This window comes from Agrococcus phoenicis, from assembly GCF_047302415.1.
Classification (GTDB): Bacteria; Actinomycetota; Actinomycetes; order Actinomycetales; family Microbacteriaceae; genus Agrococcus.
Window position 1 is genome coordinate 1,199,126 of sequence record NZ_CP154854.1, and the last position, 26,443, is coordinate 1,225,568.

At 67.7% G+C, this 26,443-nt stretch carries 24 protein-coding genes and 1 pseudogene; 8 read left to right on the forward strand and 17 right to left on the reverse strand.

The window, feature by feature from the left end; all coding sequences use genetic code 11:
* Positions 1–42 precede the first annotated feature (42 nt).
* The 6 genes from AA0Z99_RS05810 to AA0Z99_RS05835 all read right to left on the reverse strand — a co-directional run bounded on the left by AA0Z99_RS05810 (position 43) and on the right by AA0Z99_RS05835 (position 8,380).
* Complete coding sequence (locus tag AA0Z99_RS05810; protein WP_413320329.1) at positions 43–1,572, reverse strand: ABC transporter substrate-binding protein; 1,530 nt, start codon at positions 1,570–1,572, stop codon at positions 43–45.
* Between the two features lie 38 nt (positions 1,573–1,610).
* Entirely contained in the window at positions 1,611–2,285 is a 675-nt protein-coding gene (locus tag AA0Z99_RS05815; protein WP_413320331.1) for an HAD-IA family hydrolase, read from the reverse strand.
* A gap of 49 nt (positions 2,286–2,334) precedes the next feature.
* Positions 2,335–4,230, reverse strand: coding sequence for an ABC transporter permease subunit (locus tag AA0Z99_RS05820; protein WP_413320333.1), 1,896 nt, complete (start codon positions 4,228–4,230; stop codon positions 2,335–2,337).
* Positions 4,227–5,888, reverse strand: coding sequence for an ABC transporter ATP-binding protein (locus tag AA0Z99_RS05825; RefSeq protein WP_413320335.1), 1,662 nt, complete (start codon positions 5,886–5,888; stop codon positions 4,227–4,229). The genes AA0Z99_RS05820 and AA0Z99_RS05825 overlap by 4 nt, the downstream gene beginning before the upstream one ends.
* 134 nt (positions 5,889–6,022) lie before the next feature.
* On the reverse strand, positions 6,023–7,084 hold the full coding sequence (locus AA0Z99_RS05830; RefSeq protein ID WP_413320337.1) for an isocitrate/isopropylmalate dehydrogenase family protein: 1,062 nt from the start codon (positions 7,082–7,084) through the stop codon (positions 6,023–6,025).
* 42 nt (positions 7,085–7,126) lie between these two features.
* Complete coding sequence (locus AA0Z99_RS05835; RefSeq protein ID WP_413320339.1) at positions 7,127–8,380, reverse strand: MFS transporter; 1,254 nt, start codon at positions 8,378–8,380, stop codon at positions 7,127–7,129.
* 76 nt (positions 8,381–8,456) lie between these two features.
* On the opposite strand from AA0Z99_RS05835, the gene AA0Z99_RS05840 reads away from it, so the two are divergent.
* Positions 8,457–9,125: a GntR family transcriptional regulator gene (locus tag AA0Z99_RS05840; protein ID WP_413320341.1), complete on the forward strand. Its 669-nt coding sequence runs from the start codon at positions 8,457–8,459 to the stop codon at positions 9,123–9,125.
* Positions 9,126–9,127: 2 nt separating this feature from the next.
* Here the strand turns inward: AA0Z99_RS05840 and AA0Z99_RS05845 are convergent, their stop codons facing one another.
* The 3 genes from AA0Z99_RS05845 to ald all read right to left on the reverse strand — a co-directional run bounded on the left by AA0Z99_RS05845 (position 9,128) and on the right by ald (position 13,117).
* Positions 9,128–10,645 (reverse strand): NAD-dependent succinate-semialdehyde dehydrogenase, encoded by a 1,518-nt coding sequence (locus AA0Z99_RS05845; RefSeq protein WP_413320343.1) that lies wholly within the window; start codon positions 10,643–10,645, stop codon positions 9,128–9,130.
* Complete coding sequence (locus AA0Z99_RS05850; RefSeq protein WP_413320345.1) at positions 10,642–11,916, reverse strand: aspartate aminotransferase family protein; 1,275 nt, start codon at positions 11,914–11,916, stop codon at positions 10,642–10,644. The genes AA0Z99_RS05845 and AA0Z99_RS05850 overlap by 4 nt, the downstream gene beginning before the upstream one ends.
* Positions 11,917–12,019: 103 nt before the next feature.
* Positions 12,020–13,117 (reverse strand): alanine dehydrogenase, encoded by a 1,098-nt coding sequence (gene ald, locus AA0Z99_RS05855; protein WP_413320347.1) that lies wholly within the window; start codon positions 13,115–13,117, stop codon positions 12,020–12,022.
* A 136-nt stretch (positions 13,118–13,253) separates the two neighbouring features.
* Between ald and AA0Z99_RS05860 the strand changes: the two genes are divergently transcribed.
* Positions 13,254–13,742 carry an Lrp/AsnC family transcriptional regulator gene (locus AA0Z99_RS05860; protein ID WP_413320349.1) on the forward strand — a complete coding sequence of 163 codons (489 nt, stop codon included), beginning with the start codon at positions 13,254–13,256 and terminating at the stop codon, positions 13,740–13,742.
* A 16-nt stretch (positions 13,743–13,758) separates the two neighbouring features.
* Here AA0Z99_RS05860 and AA0Z99_RS05865 read toward each other — a convergent pair whose 3' ends face one another.
* A complete protein-coding gene (locus tag AA0Z99_RS05865) occupies positions 13,759–14,460 on the reverse strand; it encodes a GntR family transcriptional regulator (RefSeq protein WP_413320351.1) in 702 nt (233 codons plus the stop codon).
* 71 nt (positions 14,461–14,531) lie between these two features.
* Positions 14,532–15,548: a cation diffusion facilitator family transporter gene (locus AA0Z99_RS05870; RefSeq protein WP_413320353.1), complete on the reverse strand. Its 1,017-nt coding sequence runs from the start codon at positions 15,546–15,548 to the stop codon at positions 14,532–14,534.
* 122 nt (positions 15,549–15,670) lie between these two features.
* Here AA0Z99_RS05870 and AA0Z99_RS05875 point away from each other — a divergent pair, with 122 nt between their 5' ends.
* The 3 genes from AA0Z99_RS05875 (at position 15,671) to AA0Z99_RS05885 (ending at position 18,417) form a co-directional block, all read left to right on the forward strand.
* Positions 15,671–16,018 (forward strand): ArsR/SmtB family transcription factor, encoded by a 348-nt coding sequence (locus AA0Z99_RS05875; RefSeq protein ID WP_413320355.1) that lies wholly within the window; start codon positions 15,671–15,673, stop codon positions 16,016–16,018.
* Entirely contained in the window at positions 16,011–17,216 is a 1,206-nt protein-coding gene (locus AA0Z99_RS05880; protein ID WP_413320357.1) for an MFS transporter, read from the forward strand. The genes AA0Z99_RS05875 and AA0Z99_RS05880 overlap by 8 nt, the downstream gene beginning before the upstream one ends.
* A gap of 565 nt (positions 17,217–17,781) precedes the next feature.
* Positions 17,782–18,417, forward strand: coding sequence for a copper resistance protein CopC (locus AA0Z99_RS05885; RefSeq protein WP_413320359.1), 636 nt, complete (start codon positions 17,782–17,784; stop codon positions 18,415–18,417).
* Positions 18,418–18,423: 6 nt separating this feature from the next.
* Here the strand turns inward: AA0Z99_RS05885 and AA0Z99_RS05890 are convergent, their stop codons facing one another.
* Positions 18,424–19,605 carry a M23 family metallopeptidase gene (locus AA0Z99_RS05890; RefSeq protein ID WP_413320361.1) on the reverse strand — a complete coding sequence of 394 codons (1,182 nt, stop codon included), beginning with the start codon at positions 19,603–19,605 and terminating at the stop codon, positions 18,424–18,426.
* A 270-nt stretch (positions 19,606–19,875) separates the two neighbouring features.
* Here AA0Z99_RS05890 and cmtR point away from each other — a divergent pair, with 270 nt between their 5' ends.
* The 3 genes from cmtR to AA0Z99_RS05905 are packed head-to-tail and all read left to right on the forward strand — an operon-like array spanning position 19,876 to position 21,613.
* The gene (gene cmtR / locus AA0Z99_RS05895; RefSeq protein ID WP_413320363.1) at positions 19,876–20,229 is read left to right on the forward strand and encodes a Cd(II)/Pb(II)-sensing metalloregulatory transcriptional regulator CmtR; all 354 of its coding nucleotides are present in this window, start codon (positions 19,876–19,878) and stop codon (positions 20,227–20,229) included.
* On the forward strand, positions 20,226–20,918 hold the full coding sequence (locus AA0Z99_RS05900; protein WP_413320365.1) for a cation diffusion facilitator family transporter: 693 nt from the start codon (positions 20,226–20,228) through the stop codon (positions 20,916–20,918). Before cmtR ends, AA0Z99_RS05900 begins: the two co-directional genes overlap by 4 nt.
* 5 nt (positions 20,919–20,923) lie before the next feature.
* Positions 20,924–21,613 carry a DsbA family protein gene (locus tag AA0Z99_RS05905; RefSeq protein WP_413320367.1) on the forward strand — a complete coding sequence of 230 codons (690 nt, stop codon included), beginning with the start codon at positions 20,924–20,926 and terminating at the stop codon, positions 21,611–21,613.
* 677 nt (positions 21,614–22,290) lie between these two features.
* Here the strand turns inward: AA0Z99_RS05905 and AA0Z99_RS05910 are convergent.
* The 5 genes and pseudogenes from AA0Z99_RS05910 to AA0Z99_RS05930 all read right to left on the reverse strand — a co-directional run bounded on the left by AA0Z99_RS05910 (position 22,291) and on the right by AA0Z99_RS05930 (position 26,303).
* Complete coding sequence (locus AA0Z99_RS05910) at positions 22,291–23,274, reverse strand: arsenic resistance protein (RefSeq protein WP_413320369.1); 984 nt, start codon at positions 23,272–23,274, stop codon at positions 22,291–22,293.
* Positions 23,271–23,711 carry a MerR family transcriptional regulator gene (locus AA0Z99_RS05915; protein ID WP_413320371.1) on the reverse strand — a complete coding sequence of 147 codons (441 nt, stop codon included), beginning with the start codon at positions 23,709–23,711 and terminating at the stop codon, positions 23,271–23,273. Before AA0Z99_RS05915 ends, AA0Z99_RS05910 begins: the two co-directional genes overlap by 4 nt.
* Positions 23,712–23,796: 85 nt before the next feature.
* A pseudogene (locus AA0Z99_RS05920) lies at positions 23,797–23,952 on the reverse strand (Cmx/CmrA family chloramphenicol efflux MFS transporter); the annotation flags it as partial.
* A 527-nt stretch (positions 23,953–24,479) separates the two neighbouring features.
* Positions 24,480–25,292 (reverse strand): DUF1883 domain-containing protein, encoded by an 813-nt coding sequence (locus tag AA0Z99_RS05925; protein WP_413320373.1) that lies wholly within the window; start codon positions 25,290–25,292, stop codon positions 24,480–24,482.
* Between the two features lie 267 nt (positions 25,293–25,559).
* Positions 25,560–26,303 (reverse strand): hypothetical protein, encoded by a 744-nt coding sequence (locus AA0Z99_RS05930; protein ID WP_413320375.1) that lies wholly within the window; start codon positions 26,301–26,303, stop codon positions 25,560–25,562.
* Between the last annotated feature and the right edge of the window lie 140 nt (positions 26,304–26,443).

Sequence of the window (26,443 nt, forward strand, 5' to 3'; positions counted from 1 at the left end):
TGTCAGCGGATCACTCCGCTGGTCGGATGCTCGGCGGAGCGATCACTCAGCCGGCCGCGTGAACTCGGTGATCAGGCGGCGCTCGAGGGGGTCGCGCACGAAGTCGACCCAGGTGCCGGCCTCGCCCTGCACGACGCGGTCGTGCACGAGCGGCACCGCTGCGCCGAACTGCAGGATGGCCTCTTCGACAGCCATCGTGGCCTGCTGCCGCTCCTCGCCGACGGGCAGCTGCTGCCCATCCGCGATCAGTTGGTCGACGTCGGCATCGCACAGCCGCGCGATGTTGAAGCCGCCCTCGCAGGTGAAGTCCTGGCCCATCCACGAGAGCGGATCGCCCGTGTCGAGGCCCGTGTTGCGCGAGATGATCACCGAGTCGAAGCCGCCCGAGAGCAGTTCGTTCTCCATGTTGATGTACTCGCGCACATCCTGCGTGACGACGAACCCTGCCGCCTCGAGCTGCTGCTCGAGGCGCACGGCGATCTCGGGCAGCTCAGCGCGATCGGTGTAGGTCGCCAGCACGATCTCGACGCCGTCGACATCGGCGGGCGCCTCTGTCGGCTCGACGTCGCCGCGCAGCTCGGCCGTCCACGGGATGGCCGGCCCGAGGAGTCCCTCGGCGAGGTCGGCGCTGCCCTCGTAGATGGTGTCGACGATGGTCTGCGGATCGATCGCGGCCACGGCAGCGGCGCGCAGCGCCGGATCGGTGAAGGGCCCGCTCTCGCTGTTGAGGGCGAGGTAGGTGATGCGCGTCTGCTGCACCTCGTTGACCATCGCCTCGTCGAGCAGCCCCGCCTGCGACACGGGCACGGTCTCGGCGAGGTCGACCTCGCCTGCGCGGATCGCGCCCGCCCGTGCTGCACCATCGGGCACGTAGGAGGCGTCGATGCCGGCGGCGATCGCCACCTCGCCCCAGTAGCCCTCGTAGCGGTCGAGGGTCGCGGTCGTCGTGCCGTTGAGCTCGATCAGCTCGAACGGCCCGGTGCCGGTGCCGACAGGCGAGATCGTGCCGTCGTCGAGGTACGCGGCCGGCGACAGGATCGACATCTGCGGGCTCGCGAGGCGGTTCGTCAGGAGCGGGTCGGGCGATTCGGTCGTGATGGTGACCTCCATGTCGCCCGTCGCCTCCGCTGAGATGGAGACGCCGTTGAGCGCACGCGGCGGCGGCGAGTAGCCGACCGCCTGGTCGAGTGTGTTCACGACGGCCTCGGCATCGAGCTCGGCGCCGTCGTGGAAGGTCACGCCCTCCCGGATCGTGAACACCCAGGTGAGGTCGTCGACCTGCTCCCACTCGGTCGCCAGGAGCGGCTCGATCTCGATGCTCTCGTTCAGCCGCACCAGGGTTTCCCCCGTGCTCCAGCGCGACAGCTTCGCCGCGTCGTCGCTGAACGGGTTCAAGCCGGATTGCGGCGGCTGCAGCATGGCGACGCGGATGCGCTGGTCGCTCGTGCCCTCGGCGGCCGGGCCGCCGTCACCTGTCGGCTCGTCACCGCCGGCGCAGCCGGCCAGCAGCAGCGCGGCAGATGCCGACAGGGCGACCGCAGCGGCGATCCTGCCCTTGAGTGTCTTCTTCATGATGGTTTCCTCTGCAACTCGGTGCGGATGCCTGCGGACTACGCGATGCCGAGGGCTCGGTTGATCTCATCGAGCGAGGTCATCCGGACGCCGCCGTAGGCGGGCAGGTCGGGGTCGTAGCCGCGATCGAGGAACACCTTGTTGGTGAAGCCGAGCTTGGCCATGGGGATGTGGTCGTAGAGCTGATGGGAGGAGATGTGGAGGAACTCCTCGGGCTCGGCGTCGAGCTGCGTGAGCATGTAGTCGAAGGCCTGCACACGGGGCTTGTAGGCGCCGGCCTGCTCAGCGGTGTAGACGGCATGGAAGGGTGCGCCGAGCCGGGGGATGAACGCGTTCAGGTGCCGGTCGTCGGCGTTCGAGAGCGCCACGAGCGGGAAGTGCTCCGCCATCCTCGCGAGCGGCTCCGGCACGTCGGGGTGCGCACCCCACTCGAGCACGTCTCGCTGGATCGCGGCGACATCCTCGTCGCGCACCTCGAGGCCGTAGCGGGCGCAGACGCGGCGGTAGGAGCGCTCGAGCACCTCGTCGTAGGGGCGGTACTCGAGGATCTCGTCGTAGCGGATGAAGCTGAAGTCGGCGAAGAACGCCTCGAGCCGGTCGCCCTGCAGGCGGTCGGCCACAGTGGGCTCGACCGTCTTGCGCATCTCGAAGTGGATGAGTGTGCCGATGACGTCGAACGAGATGTACTTCGGGCGGGGCAGTTCGATGGACATGAGCGCCTTTCGGTGAGCGGTCGGGAGGGAGGTCACGGTGCGTGCAAGGTCACGGTGCGTTGGAGGGGATGTCGGTGCGGGCCGTGGTCGTCGGGATCAGGCCGGTGCGCTGGTCGTTGATGTTGCGGAGCGGCTTCCTGCGCCGGCTCACCCGCGCCCTGCCGCCGCGCAGATCGATGCTGAGGCTCGAGAGCGAGACCGCGAAGATCGACAGCAGGATCAGCGCGCCGGCGGGCACGAGCACGACGAGCGGGGCGCGCTCGACGTAGGGCAGGCCCTCTGCGAGCACAAGGCCCCAGTCGGACTGCGGCGGCTGCGGCCCGAGGCCGAGGAAGCCCAGCGCGGCGAGCGCGAGCGCGATGCCGGGCAGGCGCAGGCACGCGTGCCTGAAGACCGGTCCGACGACGCTCGGCAGCACGTAGCGCAGCAGCATCCGCACCGGGCCGACGCCGAGCACCGGCGCGATCTTCACATGGGGCTGCGCCTTCACCTCTGCGACGAGCGCGGCGGTGTGCGCCGCGAGCGGCGCCCAGCTCACGGCGGCGACGGCGATGGCTGCACCGAAGGACGACGGCCCCAGCACAGCGGCGACGATCAGGCCGGCGAGGATGGGCGGGGCCGCGTTCGTGACCTCGATGGGGCCCGCTCCGACGTTCGGGAACAGCCCCACCAGCAGGCCGAGCACCAGGCAGACCGCCGCGACGATCGCGCCGACCCCGATGGTCGAGAGCGCGCCGTGAGAGATGCGCGCGAGCACATCGCGCCCGCTCGCATCTGCACCCAGCGGCAGCTGCCAGCTCGGTGCCTGCAAGCGTTCGTAGTCGAGTGCGAAGGGGTCGCGTGGCAGCCCGGAGACGATGAGGATGATGAGCAGGGCGAGCATCGCGGCCGGCAGCAGCAGCGCCCACTTCGAGCTCGGCGTCTTGGGCACCGCCGCGGGCAGCGAGTTGGAGCGCAGCGCGGGGCCGAGCAGCACCCGGCGCACGATCGTGGCGCCGATGCCCAGCGCGACGGCGAGGAGCATGAGCAGGATCACGCCGGCCTGGAGCATCGGCAGATCCTGCGACTGCGCCGCCGCGAGGGTCGCCCGGCCGATCCCGGGGATCGCGTAGACCTGCTCGATCACGACCGCGCCAGCGGTGATGCCGACGAGGATCAGCGACATTGGCGCCGTGACACCCGGGAGCGTGCGACGGATCACCGCGCCGATGATGCGCCACTTGGAGAACCCGGCGACCTGCCAGGTCGCGACCCAGCGCTCGCTGAAGGTGCTGGCGAGCGCATCGGAGAGCAGGCGCCCCAGGAAGCCGCCCGCGGGCAGCCCCATCGAGAGGGCGGGCAGCACGGCATACTCGATGCCTCGCCAACCGAACGGCGGGAACCAGCCGAGCCAGACCGCGAGGACGACGAGCAGCACGGAGGCGAGCAGGAACTCGGGCAGCGCGGTGAACGCTGCCGCGAGGCCGCCTCCGGTGCGGTCCGAGCGTCCGGCGAGCCCGCGGCGGAAGGTGCGGATGGTGAGCAGGGCAGCGAGGACGACGGCGACCGCGAGAGCCGCGAGCATCAGCACGAGCGAGGTGCCGAGCGCATCGAGCATGACGGGCATCACGGGCTGGCGGCTCGTCCAGGAGATGCCGAAGTCACCCTGCACGGCGTTGCCGACCCACGAGAAGAAGGCACCGAGCACGCCGCCGTCGAGCCCGATCTCCTCCCGGATCGCTTCGAGCGCCTCCGGGGTCATCTCTCCCTCGGCGTAGCGGGTGCGGAAGATGGATGCGGCGATGTCGCGCCCGGAGAGCAGCGGCAGGATGCCGAGGAGGAAGATCACCAGCAGGATCGTGGCGATGCGCGAGATCGTCGAGATCAGCACCGCGAGCGAGCCGCTCGAGATCGGCGATCTGCGCTGGGCGTGCAGGATGGGCACGGCCTGGGTCGCGGTGCTCATGCGAGCACCTCGCCGGCAGTCATCTGCATGTCCTGCGGCAGCACGTGCAGCGTGGGGATGGCGTCGAGCAGCTCTCTGGTGCGCTCGTGGCGGGGATCGGTGAGCAGGCGCCTCGTCGGGCGATCCTCGACGATCTCGCCGCCGTGCATCACCACCGTGCGCTCGCACAGGCTCGCGACCATCGAGAGGTCGTGCGACACGACCACGATCCCGGTGCCCCGCTGCTCGGAGACCTCGCGGAGCAGCGCGACGATCGACTCGCGCATCGGCAGGTCGAGACCGCTGACCGGCTCGTCGGCGAGGAGGAAGTCGGGCCGGGTGGCGATCGCTCGCGCGATCGCGAGCCGCTGCGCTTGACCGCCGGAGAGCTCGTTGGCGCGTCGCTGCATGAAGGTCGCGTCGAGGCCCACGGAGTCGAGCGCCTCGCGCACGAGCGAGTCGTGGTCGCCGGGGACACCGAGGCGCACGAGCGGCTCGCGGACGAGCTTGCCGACGGTCATGAGTGGGTCGAGGGTGCTGGCGGGATCCTGCGGCACGTACTGCACCTTGCGGCGGTACCACTTGAGCTGGCGGACGCTGGCAGGGTGCACCCCCCTGCCCTCGCAGGTCACGGCTCCCGTGTCCGTCGTCTCGAGGGCGAGCATGAGCCGCAGGAGCGTGGTCTTGCCGGAGCCGGAGACGCCGACGATGCCCACGCGCTCCCCCGCACCCACGGTGAGCGTGGTGGGATGCAGCGCGGGCTTCACCTCTCGCTTGCCGAACAGACCCTTGCGCGGCATCGCGTAGGCGCGGCTGACCTCGCCGATGTCGAAGAAGGGTGCGCGAGCCGTCGGCGCCTCCCCTGCCTCGGCTGCCCCCGCACGCAGCTCGGCGAGCTCGGCGCGGAACCGCTCGACGTGCGGTTCGACCGTCGCCGAGCGAGCGGCGCGGATCAGCTCGCGGGTGTACGGCTCCTTGGGCGCCGCGAAGATCGAGTGCACCTGGCCCTGCTCCACGACATCGCCGTCCTTCATCACGACGGAGTCGCTGCACAGCTCCGAGGCGACGGCGAAGTCGTGCGTGATGAAGAGCAGGGCCGGCGTGCGCTGCCCCGCCGTGTACTTCTTCAGCACGTCGAGCACGCGCTTCTGCGTGACGACGTCGAGTGCCGTGGTGGGCTCATCCGCCACCATCAGGCGCGTGTTGCAGGCCAGGGCCAGGGCGATGCAGACGCGCTGGCGCTGGCCGCCGGAGAGCTCGGCCGAGAAACGCTCGAGGAGCGCCGCGGGGTCGGGGAGGCCGACCGACTCGGCGAGCTCGATCGCGGCTGCAAGCGCATCCTCGCGAGAGAGGCCCCGGTGGCGACGCAGCGGCTCGATGATCTGCTCGCGGATGCGGACGAGCGGGTTGAGCGCGACCGCGGAATCCTGGAAGACCATGGCGACGCGGGCATCCTCCGGCCGCTTCGAGGCCGGGACCCCGAGCACCTCGATGCCGTTGACCTTGATGCTGCCCTCGGTCACCGCGTTCGAGGGGAGCCGGCCGAGCACGGCGGCTGCCGTGAGCGACTTGCCGGAGCCCGACTCGCCGAGCAGGCAGACGCGCTGGCCGACGCCGACCGAGAAGGTCGTACCGTTGACGATGGTGCGCCCGCCGATCGAGATCCGCAGATCGGTCACTTCGAGACTGTGCATGTTCACCCCGTCGAGAGAATCGGTGCCCGCGTCGTTGCTGGCTTAGGGGCGACGTTAGACCTCAGTGAGGTGGATTGTCAACAATCCGCTTGTACGGAAATCGTTTCGTTACCGTCTCGTCACATGCGCCGGAGTTCGAGCTCGCGGATGACGGCCGCGCCGACCTCGGCCGTGGAGAGGGTGCCGCCCAGGTCTGGCGTCACCTCGCCCCGCTCGATCACGGCGGTGAAGGCCTGCTCGAGCTTGGCGGCGACGTCGCCGCTGCCCAGGTGGCGCAACATCATCGCGCCCGCCCAGATCTGGCCGATGGGGTTCGCGATGCCGCGACCGGCGATGTCGGGAGCCGAGCCGTGCACCGGCTCGAACATCGACGGGTGCCTTCCCTCCGGGTTGAGGTTGGCGCTCGGTGCGATGCCGATCGAGCCGACCGCACCGGCGACGAGATCCGAGAGGATGTCGCCGAACAGGTTGGAGGCGACGACGACGTCGAGGCTCTGCGGCGAGCGCACGGCCCGCGCGGCGAGCGCATCGATGAGCACCGACTCCAGCTCGACGCCCCCCTCGCGCTCGACGACCTCTGCGACCACCTCGTCCCAGAAGGGCATGGTGTGGATGATGCCGTTCGACTTCGTGGCCGAGATCAGGCGACCGGATCGGCCCTGCGCGACCTCGACGGCGTAGGCGGCGATGCGCTCCACCCCGTGGCGGGTGAAGATCGACTGCTGGAACGCGGCCTCGAAGGGCGTGCCCTGGTAGCTGCGGCCGCCGACGGCGGAATACTCGCCCTCGACGTTCTCGCGCACGATCACCACGTCGATCTCCGGACTGCCCGCGAGCGAGGAGCGCACACCCGTGAAGGAGCGGACCGGGCGGAGGTTGACGTACTGGTCGAACTCTCGCCGGATCGGGATGAGCATGCCCCACAGCGTCTCGACGTCGGAGACCTCGGGATGCCCGACCGCGCCGAGGAAGATCGCGTCTGTGGATGCCATGGTGCTGATCGCATCCGCCGGCATCATGCGCCCGTGCTGCCGGTGGTAGTCGCTGCCCCAGGGCTGCTCCCGCCACTCGAGGCGCACATCGCGATCGCGCACAGCCGCGTCGAGCACCTGAATCGCCACGGGCATGACCTCCAAGCCGATGCCGTCGCCGGCCAGCACCGTGATCACGTGCTCGTTCACGTCGTCCTCCTCGTCGCGGGGATCTTGCAGACTGTCAACAATCTACACCTGGCGGGCGTGGCCGCCAGGTGTCGATGCGATCTCTCCGCTCGACGGCGCGCGCCACGCGTGCGCAGCGACGCCCAGCGCCAGCGCGGCGACGACGGCCAGCACCAGTGTCGTGGGACCGAAACCGACGACCGTCGCGCCCCAACCCGCGAGCGGGAAGCTGATGAGCCACCATCCGTGAGCCAGCGAGAACTGCGCCGCGAAGACATCGGGCAGATCCACGTCGGGAACCGCCTCGCGGATGACGCGTCCCATCGGCGCGAGCACCGCGGAGTACCCGAGCCCACCGAAGAACCAGATCGCGTAGAGCCACGGCAGCGCCTGCTGACCGGGCGCGAGCGCGAGCACGGGCCAGACGAGCGCCATCACCGCCGACATGAGCGTGAGCCCGCCCAGCATGAAGGGGCGCAGACCGAGTCGCGCGATCATGGTCGGCATCAGGATCGCCGAGGTGATCGATCCGGCCCCGTAGACCGCGAGCAGGCTCGCCGCCTGCGCCTCGTCGCCGCCCAGCTCGCCGAGCACCAGCGGCAGGGTCAGCACCATGGCGATCGCTCCGACCGCGGCGAGCGCCAGGTGGAGCGTGAGCACTGCTCGCAGGCGCGGCACACGGAGCATGAGCTTCGAGCCTCGCGTGATCTCGCGGCGGATGCTCTCGGCGCCTCGCACTGGCGCCGGAGCCTTGGGCAGTGCGGCAGAGAGGATGAGCAGCGCGGATGCGAGGAAGCCCGCGCCGGTGCCGAAGAACAGGGCGTTCGACGAGGCGATCACCACCACGACGCTCGCGATCGTCGGCGAGACGAGGGCCTCGATGTCGTAGGCCAGTCGGCTGAGCGCGAGCGCGCCGGTGTACTGCCGCTCGTCGGTCACGACCGCCGGGATCGTCGCCTGGAACGTCGGGGTGAACAGCGCCGAGGCGGATTGCAGGACGATAATCAGCAGGTAGGCGGTGACGACGTCGCCGACGAACGGGAGTGCGACCGCGACGCCGACGCGCGCGAGATCGGTGAGCACCAGCAGGCGCTTCGCACCGACCCGGCGGGCGATCGCGGGGGCGAGGGGCCCGATCAGCAGGAACGTGAGCATCTTGATGCCGAGCAGCGTTCCGAGCACGCCGGCGGCGCCGGAGCCCGTGGTGTCGAAGACCAGGAAGCCGATAGCGATCGTCGACAGGCCCGTGCCCAGCAGCGCGACGACGTGCGCGGCGAAGAGGCGGCGGAAGGCGCGGTGGCGGAGAGCGCTAAACATAGTCAAGTGTTTGCATAGATACGCAAATAGTCAAGCACTGGCGTCTTCTTCACGGCCAACTGGCAGACTGCACCCGATGGACATCCAGCGCACGAGCACCGCGACGCAGGTCGCCGATCGCCTCACCGCGCTGATCCTCGCGGGCGAGCTCGGCCCGGGCGATCGACTGCGCGAGAGCGCGCTCGCCGAGTCGCTCGGCATCTCGCGCAACTCGGTGCGCGAGGGCATCCGACTGCTCGAGCGAGGGCGCCTCGTGCGCCACGAGATGCACCGCGGTGCCGTCGTCGTCACGCCCTCCATCGCAGAGCTCGACGACCTCTACCGCACTCGTCTGCACCTCGAGTCCCTCGCGGTGCGGCTCGCGCCCACCTCTGAGCGCCGGAGCGCGCTCGAGGGCGCCTTCGCAGAGCTCGAGCGCGCCGCCGCGGGCGGCCAACCGCGCGGGATCGTGGAGGCCGACATGGCCTTCCACGCCGCGCTCGTGGCCGGGCTCGAGAGCGAGCGCCTGAGCGCCTTCTTCGACTCCGTCACGACCGAGATGGGCTACTACCTCCTGATCCAGTCGCACGTCGACGACGAGCCCGGCAGGGCCGACGAGGCCGTGCTCGCGAACCACCGACGACTGCTCGACGCCGTGCTCTCGGGCGACCCCGGAAGCGCCGAGGCGGCGCTCGTCGAGCACCTGCGCATCAACCACCAGCGCATCCGCGAGATCCTCGCCAGGCACGAGGCGCCGAGCGGCTGAGTCTAGGCCCGTCGCCCGAGGTTGTAGAAGCGGATCTCCTGGTACTCCTCGAGCCCCTCGCCGCTCCCCTCGCGGCCCAGCCCCGATGCCTTCACCCCGCCGAACGGCGCTGCGACGTTCGAGACGATGCCCTGGTTGATGCCGACCATGCCGGCGTCGAGCCGATCAGCCACGTCGAAGGCGCGATCGATGCTCTCGGAGAAGACGTAGCTCGCGAGGCCGAAGGGCGTGCTGTTCGCCCGCTCGATCGCCTCGTCCTCGGCATCGAAGCGCGCGATCGCGGCGACGGGGCCGAAGATCTCGGTGCCGGCGATCTCGGCGGAGTCCGGCACCCGGTCGAGCACGGTCGCCTCGAAGAAGTGGCCGCTCCCCTCGGGAGCTGCACCGCCGGTGCGGAGGTCTGCGCCCTTCGCCACCGCGTCGTCGACCAACCGACGGAAGCCCTGCACGGCGCGATCGTCGATGACCGGCCCGAGCGTCACTCCTTCTGCGAGCCCGTTGCCCAGCACCGCCTGCCGCATCCGCTCGGAGAAGCCCTCGACGAAGGCGTCAGCGATGCCCGATTGCACGAGGATCCGGTTGGCCGCGACGCACGACTGGCCTCCGTTGCGCAGCTTCGCGACCACCGCGCCCTCCACCGCGCGCTCCAGGTCGGCGTCGTCGAAGACCAGCAGCGGCGCGTTGCCGCCGAGCTCCATCGAGCTCTTGATCACATGCTGGGCCGCCTGGCCGAGCAGCACGCTGCCGACCCCGGTCGAACCGGTGAAGGAGACCTTGCGCACGCGGCCGTCTGCCATCAGCGCCTTGCTGAAGCCTGACGCATCCGTCGTGGTCACGATCTGCACGAGCTCGGCGGGCACACCCGCCTCGACGAAGATCTCGGCGACGACCAGCGTCGTCAAGGGAGTGAGCGCCGCCGGCTTCACCACGGCGCCGCAGCCCACGGCGATCGCTGGCGCGATCTTGCGCGTCGCCATCGCCATGGGGAAGTTCCAGGGCGTGATGAGGAGCGTCGTGCCGATCGGCGCGCGGGTCGTGAGGATCGTCGAGCCCCCGGCTGGGTTCTCGCGGTAGTTGCCCGCGGGCCGCAGCGCCTCCTCGGCGTACCAGCGCACGTAGTCGGCGGCGTACTGCACCTCGCCGTAGGCCTCGGCGAGCGGCTTGCCCATCTCGCGCGTGATGATGCGGGCGATGCGATCCCGCTGCTCGATGAGCAGGCCGTAGGCGCGGTGGAGCACGTCGGATCGGTGACGCGCCGTGGTGCGCGCCCACGCGCGACCCGCGTGATCGGCGCGGCCGAGCGCGGCGAGGGAATCCTCGATCGAGTGGTCGGGCGGCGTCGCGATGACCTCGCCCGTCGCCGGGTCGCGCACCTCGAAGGTCTCGGTGGTGCCGAGCTCGAGGCGATCGAGCACCAGGCTCGCGAGCGCGGCGTCGGAGCGTTCGCGCTCCTGCCGATCGACTTCGCGTGCGACGGCGCTCGTGCGCGCCTGCAGCTGCTGGTCGGCGCCGGCGCTCATCGGGCCACCGCCAGGTCTGCGGCGACGACGTCGACGGCTGCGACGGCTGCGGCGACGATGCCGCGCAGCTCGTCGTCGGTGGTGGTGAAGGGCGGGCTGAGCTGCACGACGTTGCCCCGCAGTGGCCGCGCGATCCACCCCTCCTCGACCATCGCATCCGTCACCCGCTCCGCCGAGATCTCGGGGCGCAGCTGGATGCCGCCGAGGAACCCGCCGACCCTCGTCTCCTCGATCCGGTCGTCGCCGTCGAGCGCGTCGAGCTCGCGCTGCAGCAGCGCCTCGAGCTCGAGCACCCTCGGCAGCAGGCCCTCGCGCTCGATAATCTCGAGGTTCTTCAGCGCGAGCGCTGCCGCGGTCGCGTGCCCGGAGTAGGTGGTGCCGTGCCGGTAAATGGGCGCGCCGGAGTGGTAGAACGGCTCCCACACCTGGGGAGCGACGACGATGCCGCCGACTGCGGAGTAGCCCGACGAGATGCCCTTCGCCATCGCAATGATGTGCGGGCGCAGGCCGTAGCGCTCAGCCGCGAACCAATGCCCCGTGCGGCCGAACCCCGTGATGACCTCGTCGAGGATCAGCAGGATGTCGTGGTCATCGGCGATCTGCTGCAACCCTTCGAGGTAGCCGGGGGTGGGGGGGATGACACCGCCGGTGCCCTGGATCGGCTCGGCGATCAGCGCCGCGATGCGATTCGGCCCGATCTCGGCGACCTGCTTGCGCACCGCCTCGATGTCGTAGGTGTCGAACCGCGCGGTTCCGGGAACCAGCGACTCGGTGCCATAGCCCTCGCGATTGAAGTCGAGCCCTGCCACGCTGGTGCCGTAGGCGTGCAGCCCGTGATAGGCCAGGTCGCGGCTGAGCACCATGGTCTTCTCGGGCTGCCCCTTCAGCTGCCAGTAGCGGCGCGCGAGCTTCAGCGCCACCTCGATCGAGTCGGATCCGCCGCTGTTCAGGATGATCTTGGCGTCTGCCACGGGCGCGATCGATGCCACCTTCTCGGCGAGCTCGACCGCGCGGTCGTTCAGGTAGCGGCCGAAGACGTGGTACGTCTCGAGCGTGCGCATCTGAGTGGCGGCGGTCTCCGCCATCTCTGGCCGGCCGTGACCGATGTTGGCGTGCCAGAGGCCCGCGGTGCCGTCGAAGAGGCGCTGCCCTTCAGCTGTGAAGACGTAGTTGCCCTCGCCTCGGGTGATGACGAGCTGTCGGCCGAGCACGGAGGGCATATGGGCCTGCGCGCTCCACAGGGCCGAGCCGGTGTCGATGAAAGCGTTCACGGTGCGGGCTCCTTCGTCGCAGTCCTACGCCGCATCTGATGAGCGGCTAGTCTGATTGTAGGGCAATCTTACGATACGACCAAGCTGATGCCTGCGCTTTTTGTCAACCGTCGAACCGCAGGCCAAGCGCCTCTGCGACCCCAGCGTGCGTGATCGCTCCCGCCCGGGTATTGAGTCCGAGGCGGAGGGCCGGATCGTTCGCGATCGCGGCCTCCCAGCCGCGATCGGCGACCTCGAGCACGTACGGCAGGGTGGCATTGGTAAGCGCTCGGGTCGAGGTCTCCGGCACGGCGCCGGGCATGTTGGCGACGCAATAGAACACGGCGTCGTGAACTTTGAAAGTCGGCGCATCGTGGGTCGTCGGCCGCGAACCTTCGAAGCAGCCGCCCTGGTCGATGGCGATATCGACCAACACTGCGCCGGGTCGCATCGTTGCCACCATGGCATCGGTGACGAGCTTCGGCGCGGCCGCCCCCGGCACGAGCACAGAGCCAATGACGAGGTCGGCGCCGGCGACAGCCTCGGCAATGTCGAGCCGCGTCGACGCGCGGGTGCGGATGGAGGTTCCATAGCGTATCTGCAGCTCGCGCAGCCGCTGCAGCGAGCGATCTATGACTGTCACCGTGGCACCGAGCCCGATGGCGTTGGCTGCGGCATGCTCTCCCGCGACACCGCCGCCGATGACCACTACATCGGCGGGCGGCGCGCCGGCGACGCCTCCCATAAGCGTGCCGCGCCCGCCACTCGCTCGGAGCAGCGAGTACGCCCCCACGGCTATCGATAGCCGGCCCGCCACCTCGCTCATCGGCGACAGCATCGGCAATGAGCGATCGGGCAGTTGCACCGTCTCGTAAGCGACCGCCGTCGTGCCCGCCGCGAGCAGCGCCTCGGTCAGCGGGCGATCAGCGGCGAGGTGAAGGTAGGTCATGAGCGTCTGATCGGAACTCAGATAGTGGTACTCCGAGGCGATCGGTTCCTTGACCTTGACGATCAGTTCGGCATCCGACCAGACGCTCGCTGCATCGTCGACGAGCGTCGCCCCTGCCGCACGGTAGCGGTCGTCACCGATCCGCGAGCCTTCGCCAGCCCCGGCTTGCACAAGCACCGAGTGGCCGCGGTCGATGAGAGCGTCCACTCCGGCGGGCGTCATGCCGACCCGATACTCGTGATTCTTGACCTCAGTGGGGATACCGATCCGCATGAGAGCTCCTTTGGTCTGCGTTGGAAGTGCCGTCATCGTCGCATTCAGTTCGGTGTGCGCTCTACTAGTCCGCAGATGATTCGCAGTAGTAGCGTTGAGCCGGGATGAACTTCAGCGAATCGGGAGAAGTGTGCGGATGACAACGCAGGATGTTCAGGACAAGAGGCTCGATTCGATCGACATCGCGCTGATCGGCGCGCTCTCCAAGAACGCGCGGGTGACGAACGCGCATCTTGCTGCCGATGCTGGGATAGCTCCCTCGACTGCCCATGCCAGGCACCGAGCGCTCGAGCGCGGGGGTATCGTGCGCGGGTACCACGCCAGCGTCGATCAAGCTGCGCTTGGGCGCGGGCTTCAGGCCATCATCGGCATCACGCTGCGTCCCGGATCGCGACAGACGAGCATCGAGCGGTTCGCGGCCGAGGTCGGCGCGCTCCCGCAGGTGCTGCAGGTGTTCTTCGTGGGCGGCACCGACGACTTCCTCGTGCATGTCGCCGTAGCCGACTCGTCCGAGCTGCGCACCGTCGTCGTCGACCACCTCTCCTCTCAGCACAGCGTCGCCTCAACGCGTACGAGCGTGGTGTTCGCCTACCAGCGCAATGCGCTTGCGGCACCGTTCGACTGACCTCGTCTGCCCTAAATCAGCCCTCTACGCGTCCGTGGCGGAGCGTCTCGTCGTCGTGCGAGTGGATGTCGAGCTCATCGATCGACAGGTGATCATGCAGCGCTAGGTGCACCGCCTCCATGTCGCCCGCGCGCAACAACTCGGCGATCGCTACGTGGCTATCGATGAGATCCTGGTCAGCCTCGTTGCCCCCGAAGTGCAGCATGCAGATGAGCGCCTCGGTAGCGAGCGTCGTGTATGCACGAAGCAAGCGTGTGTTCTCGCCGCTGCGCACGAGCTGCGTATGGAACGCAAGGTCGGCGCGTCGCAAGCCGTCCTTGTCGTCGGCGGCGAGCGCTGCGGTCATTCCGGCTGCAGCCTCGACCAAGCCGTCCGCGATGCGGTTCCGCGATACCTGATCTTTGCCCGTGATGACTTCGGCGGCGGCGCACTCGATGACCTCACGAGCCTCAGCGACCTCGGCGATGTCGCGCCTGGTGACCTCCTTCACGAACACGCCTCGGTTGGGTCGACCCTCGAGCAGACCCTCCTGGACCAGCCGATGCAGCGCTTCTCTGACGGGCCCCCGAGACACCTGCAGTCGTTCGGCGAGCTGCGCCTCATTGATCTGGTCTCCCGACGCGAAGGTGCCGGAGACGATCCCCTCGCGCAGCTGGTCCGCGATGATCACCGCGGTCGGGCGGTTCTTGATCGCCGAGAGCGTCTCCACACCGTTCATGCTTTCCCTCCGCCTGGATCTCTGCCGGCTCAACAGTCGACATTTCTACGATAGCCGCCAGAAGCTCGCGCTCAACTATGGAGTGCGTGCTCGTGGTGCGCGTGCTTCTCGGGTTCGAGCTGCAGCGTGCAGTGATCAGTGTCGAAGTGCTCGCCGAGGCAGGCGTGCAATTCGTCGAGGATCTCGTGGAAGTCGCGCCGCTCGGCCCCTTCGTCGACCACAACATGCGCGGAGAGCGCGTTGACCCCGGAGGTGATGGTCCAAGCGTGGAGATCGTGCACGCCGACAACACCGGGAACTGAGAGCAGGTGGTCGCGCGTCTGATCGAGGTCCACGTCCTTCGGCGTCGCTTCGAGCAACACCCGGAGCACGTCACGCAGCAGGCTGTACGCGCGGGGCGCGATCAGCAGCGCAATGGCGAACGAAGCGAGTTGGTCGACGATGTACCACTCGGTGATGAGGATGATGACGCCGGCGATGATCACGGCGACCGAACCCAGCAGGTCCCCGAGCACCTCAAGGTAGGCGCCGCGGACGTTCAGGCTCTCCTTCTGCCCTGACTGGAGCACGAGCAGCGAGATCAGGTTGGCCACCGCGCCGATGATCGCTGCGATGAGCATGGGGCCCGCAGCGACCTCGACCTCTGTTCCTAGCCGACGGACGCCTTCGACCACGATCACGACCGCGATGACGCCCAAGATGATGCCGTTCGCCATCGCGGCAAGGACCTCGATTCGCATGAGCCCGAAGGTGCGCTTCGATGTGGCTGGCAGCGTCGCGAGCAGGCTAGCGATCAGCGCGATGGTCACGCCGAGCGCATCGGTCAGCATGTGTCCCGCATCCGCGAGCAGCGCGAGCGAATTAGAGATGAACGCTCCCGCCAGCTGCACGAAGAAGATCGAGCCGGTGATGCAGATGACGATGATCAGCTTCTTGCGGTGCTTGCCCGTCGCCGTTGCATGGCCATCGAGCCCGTGGCTGTGTCCGTGCCCGCCGCCATCGGCAGCGACAGGGCGGGCGGGGTGCGCCCCGCCAAACGTGTGGCCGGGTGCGTGGTCGTGATCATGGTCGTGGTTTTCGCCGCTCATGCGAGCCAATGTAGCAAGATTGCCGATTGTTGACAATCCGCTTTTTTGCGCTGCGCGGGTCGCGTACAGCGCCTGTTGCCCTCCACCAACAGCTGTGTCACTGTTTGCGTATGAACGCAGGTATGCAGTCCAACGACGAGCAGGTAGAACTTGCAGTCGAGGTGTTCTCGATGCTCGCGGACGTTACGCGGGTGAACATTCTCCTGGTCTTGCGCGACGGCGAGCAGTCTGTGGGAGACATCGCTGCCGCGGTGCGGAAACCGACGCCCGGCGTTTCGCAACATCTCGCGAAACTGCGGCTCGCCCGGATGGTCGTCGCTCGTCACGCGGGCACGCGGGTGTTCTACCGGCTCGCCGACGACCATGCGAGCGAGTTGGTCTCGGTCGCCATGCATCAAGCGGAGCACATGCTGGGCACCGCTCCCGAGCACATCAGGATCGCGACGCCGAACGCTTCGGATCATGCGTGAGGTGTTGAGGAACCGCGCGTTCGCGAAGCTCTTCAGTGCGCAGATCGTGGCGCTCCTGGGGACGGGACTCCTGACCATTGCCCTCGGCCTGCTCGCATTCGACCTAGCCGGTGGCGATGCTGGCGTCGTCCTTGGCGCGGCGCTCACGATCAAGATGCTCGCCTACGTCGGCGCGGGACCACTGCTCATCGCCGCGACGAGCCGCGTGCCGCGCAAAGCACTGCTGATTGGCGCCGACGTGGTCCGGGCAGCAATCGCACTCATGCTTCCCTTCGTGGGCGAGGTGTGGCAGATCTACGTGCTCATCTTCGTGCTGCAGTGCGCGTCGGCGACGTTCACGCCAGCCTTCCAGGCGGTAATCCCTGAGGTCCTCCCCGACGAGCGCCAGTACACCCGTGCCATGTCGCTGTCGAGGCTCGCTTATGACCTCGAGTCGCTCTTGAGTCCGGCGCTTGCGGCGGCGCTACTGCTCGTCATGTCGTACTCCAACCTCTTCCTCGGCACCGTGGCTGGCTTCCTGCTGTCTGCGGCGCTGGTGATCGCAACCCGGTTCCCCGCGATCGAGCTCGATGCCAGCTCGTCGTTCTCCGAGCGCCTGACGCGCGGCGCGCGCATCTTCGGTCGCAACGTAGAACTGCGCGCGTTGCTCGCGCTGAACCTCGCCGTTGCCGCACCGACAGCGATGGTGATTGTCAATACTGTGGTGCTTGTACAGCAGCAGCTCGATCGCCCACAGGCTGATGTCGCGATCCTGCTCGCTTCCTACGGGGCCGGGTCGATGGTTGTCGCCCTGTCGCTCCCGCACATCATCGAGCGCATCCCGGAGCGCTCGCTGATGCTCTCGGGCGCCGCGACAGTCGGCGCTGGGCTGGTCGGAGTCACAGCGACCCTGTTCACCGAGCCGGCATGGGGTCTGCTGTTGACGCTGTGGGCAGTGTTGGGGGCTGGCAATGCTGCAATCCTCACGACAGCGCCGCGACTCTTGCGCCGCAACGCCTCGACGCAGGAGCGGCCCGCGGCCTACGCGGCGCAGTTCGCGCTTTCGCACGCGTGCTTCCTCGTCACCTATCCCCTAGCGGGCATCCTCGGTGCGGCGCTCGGCCTCGGCTGGACATCGCTGCTGCTTGCCAGCATCGCTGCGATCGCGACGGTGGCCGCAAGCGCGCTATGGCAGAAGCCTGCGATCGTTTCAACTTAGCGGCGATGGCACTCTTCGCGGCGCGGCGCGAACGCGCTACCTGGAGACCGAGAGCGGCAGCTTCGACGACCACCAGATGCGCACCTGGGGCGGCCGAGTCGCCGACTATCGCTCGAGCGCCCTCCACCACGGCGAGGGGTTCCAGTCCTACCCCGTTCGACGTACCGCACTCGACACGGGCGCGGCGCTCCGCGCCGCACTGACGCCAGTCAGGAGGCACGACAGTAACCGCTCCTGCTCCTTCGAGCGAAGCGAGTCTCGCCAGCAGCGCCTGACCGATCGAGCGACGAGGCAGCCCGGAATCGCTCCGCCAAAGCCCAGCCGTCGTGGACCGCTCCGGGCCACGCTGTCGTGACGAACTTCGCGTTCATCTGTTTCGGGCGGCCGAAGACGTAGGAATCACCGGCACCCGTCCGCCCCCCGACTTCGCCGCCATCTCCAAGTACTTGGATGAAAGTGAGGCGAACGACCGAGCGCCTCGAGCTCGATGCTGAACCAGGCCTTGTCCGAGCGCGACAGATCAGCCTCAATGTTGTGGCTCTCGCTGTCGGCCTAGCATGAGCCCATGCTGTTCATCGCGGCCGCCGCCGCAGCCGTCATCCTCCTGCCTTCCCACGCATCCGTCATCGGCTCGACTCCGACGGAGGGCGACGTGATCGTGGAGCAACCAGGCACGTTCAGCGTCGCAATGAACGAGGAGATCCTTGCAGTCGAAGGAGCGAGCGGTACGAACGTGATGCAGCTGACGGACGCTACTGGGCTGTTCTACGGTGACGGCTGCTCCACGGTCGATGGAGACACCATCACGCTCGACGCCGAGCTCGGGACCGCGGGTGACTACACCCTGACCTATCAGCTCGTGTCGGCAGACGGCCACACGGTCGACGGCACGGTCGAGTTCGCGTTCGAGCCGGCGCCGAGTGTTGAGACTGCTGCGGGCAGCGAGGCCGCACCAGTGTGCGGCGCAAGCACGCCTGCTTCGGCCGAGCCCGTTCCCGCGGAGACCGCCGGCAGTACGCCGTCCAGCGAGCCGCAGCCGTCGGCGTCGGCTGAGGCGGGTGCCGCGGGCGAGCCGACAGAAGGCTCCAACGTGCCGCTGCTCATCGGCGGAGGAGTAGCCGCGCTGGCTGTGGCGGCCGGGCTTGCATTCGCGCTCAACCGGCGCTCGAACCGCCGGACCGGTGAGGCCGATCCGAGCTGATTCGCGTCAGCCGGTCTCGAGTCGGGTCTCGCGAGACTGCAGCCAGAGGATGGGGTCGAAGGAGACGTAGTCGCTGTTCTTCAGCTCGAGGTGTAGGTGCGGTCCGGTGGAGCGGCCCGTGCTGCCCACCTGACCGACGACGGTCGAGATGTCGACGACTTGACCGACCTCGACTCGGATCGATCCCGCCTGCAGGTGCGGGTACCAGGACTGGACGAATCGGCCACCGATGTTGTGATCGACGAAGACTGCGTAGCCGCCGCCACCGGGGTTGTTGCCCTGCCAGACTGCCGAAACGACGCCGTTCGCGATCGGGCGGACCTCCTGTCCCGGCGGCAGGGGGAGGTCGGTGCCGCCGTGGAAGCCACCGGCCCGGTACCCGAAGCTGCTCGAGATCGGCATCTGCGAGATCTGAGGGAACGGCGTCTGCACATAGTCGGTCTCGAGCATCGCCCACGCGCTGGGGAAGGCCGGGGCGCCGCCGTAGTAGGAGCCGCCTCGCTCGGAATCCGCGACAGCCTGGAACGCAGCGAGCTCGTCGGGCGACATCAGCGCGGTCTCGAGGGGGTCGTTGACCACGATCTCGTCGCGGGTGAAGAGCGTCGTCGCATCCCCGGTGACAGAATCTAGCGATTGAACGGCCGCCTCGAGCTGCGCGACCTCGAGGTCGAGCTCGCTCGGCGACTGCACCGCCTGAGCAGGCAGGGATGTCACCACGACGAGCGAGCCGATGAACAGCAAGGCTGCACCAGCGGTGACTTTCTGCACAACATCGCGAGCCCGCCGCACAGTGGTGGACGGGCGCGATGACGGTGACTTGAGCGCGGGCCGAGGCGCTATCGGGCGCGCGGGCCGGGTAGATGGCACCCGTTCGCCGGCGGTGCCGAACGAGGGTGCGTCCACGATGAAGCGCGGGAACATGTGGGTCGGTTCGGCAATCTGGACCGGGAGAGCGTGCGCCGCACGGGTGGCGGCTTCGCGCATCTCCCGTCGGCTCGTGTAGATCGGCGGGGAACCCTCAGCGACCGTGTGTCTCGCGCTAGCGCGAACCTCCCCCGTGGTCCTCGCGATCCTCGCCACGGTGCGCTCATATTCGCGCAGAGCGCTGCGCGTCTGAAACTGCGGCGCATGCGGTTGCAAGGTTGTTTCGATCGGTGCGCCAGTTGACCCTTCGAGATCTGGCGTCACGTAAAGCTTCCTCGGGTCGAATGAAGGGGTATCGAGCTTCGAGAACCCGCAAGGGCGACTGCTCTTACTCGTGTTGATGCCGCAAGCGCGATCCCGCCCAATGTAACGGAACGGTAACGGAGAGGCAAACTCCTTGCGAGAGGCATCGCGTCGCGGGCGCGGACCCGGCACGCGCCCGACTGAGTTCGGCGCAGCAGCGCCGCCTTGATCTGGCAATCGGTCCTTTGCGGCCAGCGACGTGCAGGTCAGTCGTCGATGTATAGTCATCGCATGCTGACTACTCGCGACCGCCTCGACGTAATGCACCGCCTGGGCCGCGCGATGGCGGACCCGACTCGGGCTCGCATCCTGCTGCAGCTGCTGCAGCAGCCCGGATACCCGGCCGTGCTCGCGCGCAACCTGAACCTGTCTCGCACGAACGTCTCGAACCATCTCGCATGCCTTCGCGACTGCGGGATCGTCGTTGCGGAGCCGGAGGGACGCCAGACGCGTTACGAGATAGCCGACCCGCATCTGACGCAGGCGATCGAGTCGCTACTGGCGGTGACGCTCGCGGTCAACGAGGGTGCGCCATGCATGGACTCGGCGTGCCCCGTCGCTGGCTGCTGCGAGGCGTCAGCATGACTACGGCCGCGACCGTGGACCGGCGTGCACGCCTCCGCCGGCGAGTGCGATGGATCGTCGGCTTCACGATCACCTACAACGTCATCGAGGCGATCGTCGCGATCTGGGCGGGATCCGTGGCTTCCTCTGCCGCCCTGATCGGATTCGGCCTCGACTCGGTGGTTGAGGTCATGTCGGCGGCGGCAGTCGCCTGGCAGTTCACCCGAAAGGATCCAGAGCGGTGGGAGCGAGTCACGGTGAAGGTCGTCGCGATCGCCTTCTTCGCTCTCGCTGCCTACGTCTCGATCGACGCTGTGCTCTCGCTCGTGGGCGCGGTTGAGGTCGAGCACAGCCCGATCGGTATCGGGATTGCCGCACTAAGCGTCGTCATCATGCCGGCGCTGGCCTGGTTCGAGCTGCGCACGGGCAAGGAGCTCGGTTCTGCGAGCGTGCGGGCCGACGCGAAGCAGCTGCTCGTGTGCACGTATTTGTCCGCGGCGGTGCTGCTCGGCCTGCTGGCGAACTCTCTCGTCGGCTGGTGGTGGGCTGACTCGGTCGCTGCCCTCGTCGTGGCGGGGCTCGCGGTGCGCGAGGGTATCGAGGCGTGGCGTGGCGAGCTGTGCTGCGCGCCCTCGCTCGGCGATGACGATAGCGGGGGCTGCTCGGACGCCTGTTGCGCCTCGGGCAAGCACGAGGCGACGGTAGCGTGAGACGCGTGCGCACCCGACCCGTCGTCGCAGTCTCGATCATCGTCGCGGCCGTGGCCGTCCTTGTCGGCGCGTTGCTGCTCGTCGTTCGGCCTTGGGAGGGGAACGGTCAGCCGCCGCTCTCGAGCGAAGAGCCGGGCGATACGCTCGCGACCCCGTCAGCGCTGCCACCGCTAGTACTTGACTCGACGCACATCCTGAACGACGCGGGCCCCGGCGCTCCGGTCGTAGTCGAGTTCCTCGACTTCGAGTGTGAGGTCTGCGGCGCCGTGTACCCAACGATGGAAGAGCTCCGTGAGGAGTACGACGGCGAGGTGACATTCGCTGTTCGATACTTCCCGCTACTTGGGCACTCGAACTCCGTCAATGCCGCCATCGCCGTCGAAGCGGCTGCACAACAGGGCGCATTCGAGGCGATGTACCAGCGCATGTTCGAGACGCAAGCCCAATGGGGAGAGAGGCAGGCCTCAGAAGCTGACCGGTTCCGCGGCTACGCCGAGGACGAGGGCCTCGACATGGCGGCGTACGACGCCGCTGTCTCAGATCCGGCGACGCTGAACCGCATCGACCAGGACTTCCAGGCCGGCATCGAACTCGGTGTCGACCGGACGCCCACGATCTTCATCGACGACGAGCGGCTCGAACTATCGCAGCTGAGCGACATCGAGACGGCGATTCAAGCAGCGCTGCAGCGATAGTCGGGTCGCCTCTGAATAGTGACTTACGAACCGGGGTGCCTTGGCTTGCGCGCGACCCCGCTTATGAGGTGAGGACGCCCGACCCCTTCGCGAACTCACGCAGGAGTAGATCGCTTCGTGAGACGTGTCCACTCGACTGGAGATCGGCGATCTCAACGTACGTCGTGAGCCACCGGTGGCTGCGGCGCGAGCCTGGGAGCTCGACGGACGAGCACGACCATAGCGACGAGCTCGACCTGGGTTGCGTGACGACTGTCTGGGAGGCGATCGACAGCGACGGTGGCAGTGCGAGCGCGAGTGCACCCGCAACTACGGATCCTTCAACGGCGTCTTCGCCGCACCCATGACTCTGGCGGCAGCGCTCGGACCGGCGCTCGGACCAGTTGCGGCCCTAGGCATGGGCTCTTACGCAGCTGTGGCGCTCGTTGCTGCACTCCTGGCTGTAGCCGGACCCTCGGCGCGCTTCTCATGACGGCGTCGTGGACACTCGAGCTGTTTCTTCCGGACCCAGGCGCTCTCGAACGCACATCATAACCGACGCGCTGCACGTCCAGACGTTGACAAAGCGGACGCCACCGGCACAGCCACCGAAAACGAACGCGGTCTCAACCGGTCAGTGCACCATGCCCAGTTGTGCTCGTAGGGCGCGGCGATAGAGGCCTGTCGCCGGCGCTGACTCAGGTGGGGATTGATGCTGTGGGGTGAGGAGTGAGTTTGGGTACGAGGCGGACGAGGATGACGATCGCGATGAGTTCGACGATGGTCTGCGTGACGACGGCGAGTGGTGCGATCGCGAGGCTTGTCGGCAGGGCAAGCGCCAGCGGCAGCACGACGAGCGAGTTGCGGGTTGCGAGCGAGAAGGCGACCGCTCGTGTTGCGGGGATGTCGAGGCGTGCTGCGCGGCCGGCGAAGACGCCGATCGCGACTGCCACGATGACGAACGCGATGTACAGCGGAACGACGCGGACGAGCGCGCCGAGCTGTGATCCGACGGCGGCGACCTGCGAGCTGATGACGACTGCCAGGGTCAGCATCATGAGGGGCACCATTGCGCCGGCCATGGCGGTCTCGATCGCTCGGCCAGCGCGGTGGCGTCGTGCGATCGCCTGGACAATGGCGGCTGAGGCGAGCGGGATCACGATGAGCAGCAGGAACGCTTCGGCGAATGGTGCGATGTCTATCACGTCGAGCACGTCGGCGCCGACGAAGAGGAGGAGGTAGAGCGGCAGAAGGAGGATCTGCACGAGCATCAGCAGGGGTGCTGCGGCGAGCAGGCGTGCCCGGGCGCCGCCGGCCAGGCCGGTGAAGACAATGACGTAGTCGATGCAGGGCGTGAGCAGCACGAGCAGCACGCCGAGCATCAGGCCTCGATCGTCGGCGACGAACCGAGACAGGGACCAGGCGATCGCGGGAACAATGACAAAGTTTGTCAGCAGCACGGTGACGAGGAACCGGGCGTCCTTGAACGAGCGTCCGACCTCGATGAGGGGAACGCCGAGGAAGGTTGCGAACAGCAGCAGCATCAGCACCGGCTCGATCGCGTGCTCGAGAGTCGGGGCGAGGTGGGGTGCGAGAAGGCCTGCGGCGGCGCCTGTAGCGATCGCGGCGAGGTAGAGCGGTACCTGATGCCGGTCCCATGCCTCGACGAGGCGGGCGATCATCGGCCGATCCCAGAGCGTCCGGGCTGCGCATCGCATGCGCGATCGCGCAGCAGCATGCATTCCGAGTGGCACCGGTCGCCGCTGTCGGGGCATGCGTCGACGCGGCGTGATGCTGCGACGAGCCGACCGCGCAGGCGCTGCAGCGTCGCGAGGCGCTCGTCGACCTTGCGCAGGCGCTCGGCCAGCCGGGGGCGAAGCGAATCGCGCACCTGCGTGCACGTGTCGCCCTCGACCGCGCCCAGCAGATCGGCGATCTCCGGAAGCGAGAGATCGAGCTGCTTGGCACCGACGACGAGGGCCAGTCGATCGAGCACCTGCGCGTCGTAGTCGCGGTACCCGTTGTGCTCTCGTTCAGACGCGATCAGCCCGATGCGCTCGTAGTAGCGCAGCGTGCTCGCGGGCACGCTGCTCAGCCTCGATACCTCGGAGATCCGCACCTTCGGAGGCTAGACGTTGAACTCGAGTTCAATGTCTAGCCTGTCTGCCATGACCTACGTGATCGCATCGCCTTGCGTCGACGGAAAGGATCCCCGCGGCGAATGCCGAGGTCAGGAGACCAGCGGTCCCCACGGAAACATCAAAGTATGTGGAGATGTCGGGCACGAGGCCTGCGAGCATGAATTCGGAAGTACCCATGGCGAAGACCACCAGGGCAAGAAGATAGAGAGCGAAAGGCATCGAGATAGCTCCGAAGCGAGAGTACGAACAAGAGAACGTCTCGTCACCACGGTCAGCACCCGCAGGACACCCGAATGTCGTGCTGCGTGCAGCACTGATCAGTAGAGAGCTAGGGACTCAGCGGAGGTGAGGGGCTGACGGAGTGACCGAAAGCCACTGAGTGTCCGATTCAGGGCTCGACATACGGCTCAGCGTACCCGTCTGCGTCGCCACCCCAAGAAACGTCAACCACGTCATGGCCAGCAACACCTAGTCGCGCCACTGCACGTCCTCGCCTGGCTCCTTGCGTTCGTGACCGCGCGGAAGTGGAAGGTCGAGAGCGAGTACATGTCAGTTCGCGGTCCGCCCGATGAAGTGTGGTGCCCTTCTGTTTATGCGCCCGGATGGTCGCAGTCGAAACTTCGGACCGATCCAATTGCCACCGAATCCTCGTTCCCCTACCACCGCACGCGTGCCTCCCCGAGGCCAACCCTGCTCAAATCAGTGCCGAATCCCCTGTCGGACGAGTCCCTCCGAACTCGCAAGGGTCAATCCGTCTGCTGGTGTTCACGAGCATCGATCACCAGTTCCGCAATCTCTGCCGCGATCTCAGCGATCGAGGTGTCGCTTGTCGATCGAGCGAACTTGTCGGCAAGGGACGGGCTGTGCGCTGCGACGGCGTCGTGGTCGACGTTGTGCCAGACAGGAAGGAGGTTCTGCTGTCCGCCCACCGTCAGGGTGACGATGCCATCGAGCTCGTACTGTGGCCACCCTTTCGAGAAATAGGCCTCGCTTAGGACCACGGCAGCGAACCGGCTGCTGCGGAGTCCTCGGTCGATGCGACGTCGGAGGCTGTCGCCGATTCGCAGCTCGGCCCTGTCTAACCACACCGAGACGCCTCTGTCCTGAAGCGCTTGCGCGAGAGGGAGTGCGACTGCACCCTTGTCTTCGCTGGCATGCGAAAGGAACACGTCCCAGGTGCGTCCGTCGAAAAAGTCCTCCGATTCCGGCGGAAGCGGGCGACGAACGGAGACTTGCCCCGACACCCCTGGCTTCGGTGCCGTCCGGTACTCCGGGAGATTCCCGCGAGGCGGGGACTCGACCGCGATCGTTGCGTTGATGCGGCCCTTCGCTCCGCCGAGGTCGATAGCGAGATACCAGTGCCCGTTGGAGGGGACCGTGAGTCTCGCCGGGCTCCTCTTAATGAGGCCGCCGGTGTATCGAAACCTACCGCCTCGACTTGCGGCGTAGGCGCGGTAGTTCGACGCGTCCATGAGCAGGACGTTAGCCTGCTGACGCAGGGTGACGACGACCGTCGCCCCCTTCTTCAGCTGACCGAGATCCTTCTTGAGATGCTCCATACCCTGAGGGTAGGAGCGACCACCTACGCAGCGGGGAAGTTCGCTGGGGCAACCGCGCACGGCGCCGACGAGGCGAGCGGTCATCGATCCCTTGTTCCGAGCGGGACAACAGCGTCGCGTGCTCCGGTGGCTTCGATTCGTACGTGTCGAGTTCCGGCGGCAGCCCCTGCGGCGCGTCCGCCCGGTGGAGCTCAACCTGCCTCCGCCGCCCGCGATTCTCTAGGTACTCGGGCGTCAACCTCTATCGCGACGCTTGATGAGCTTCCGCTACCCCCGTGCATCCTTCGGCTTCGCGGTGTGCATTGACGCGGACAGACCCCTTGTGCCCACAGCGGGCCACGTGGGAATAGGCACGCCGCGCCGCCTGAGGTCTGCGTAGTAGCGTCCACGGATGTCCGCCGAGACGAAGCCTGCGTTGCGCACATATCCCCGCAGGTCGGGATCCCTCATCCATTGCCCGAATTCATCCACCTGAGTCCTGAACCCAAGCCACGAGACTCCACGCTCAACGCTCGGTCGAACCGGGCCACGTGTCGCGCGCGTCACCCGCAGCAGCCTGCGGTGACGACGATTGTGCCGACGCAGGCGGCGGAGGAGCAGAAGCTCGCGGGGCGACCGTCCGAGAAAGTCGTGCCCGGCACTCACTGCGACGACGTAGATAACGCTCAAGTAGAGCCCGCCAAGGATCATTATGTAATCCGCAGGCCCCCACCCGGCGGGCTGCCCGGCCTCGTTCACTGGTGGATACAGGATGAGGCCAAGGACAGCCATGGCTACGCAGCCGACCACGAACCATTTCCAGAAGAGTGTCCAACCGACGAACGCGCGCCGGTACTCGCGGATTCTCGCGGCCTGCTGATCGATCGACGCCTGCCAGGCGTCCTTTTCCGCGTCGTCGGCGAGACCGCTCAGGATCGTGATGTCTGACTTGATCTTCCGTGCCCATCGGGTCGGCGGATCGTAAAGGCGCGTCAGCGCCAGGAGCCCGCCAGTCACGACCGTCGGCGTCACGAGCCATGCCACCGCGGGCTGTGCCCAGCTGTCTTCCCACACCCGCTCAGATTAGCGATTCGCTGGCGGGTGCCGGTGGTGGCCCGTCGTTGCCCAGATAGGGCGTCACCACGACGCGCAGCGGGTTCCTCCGTTGCACT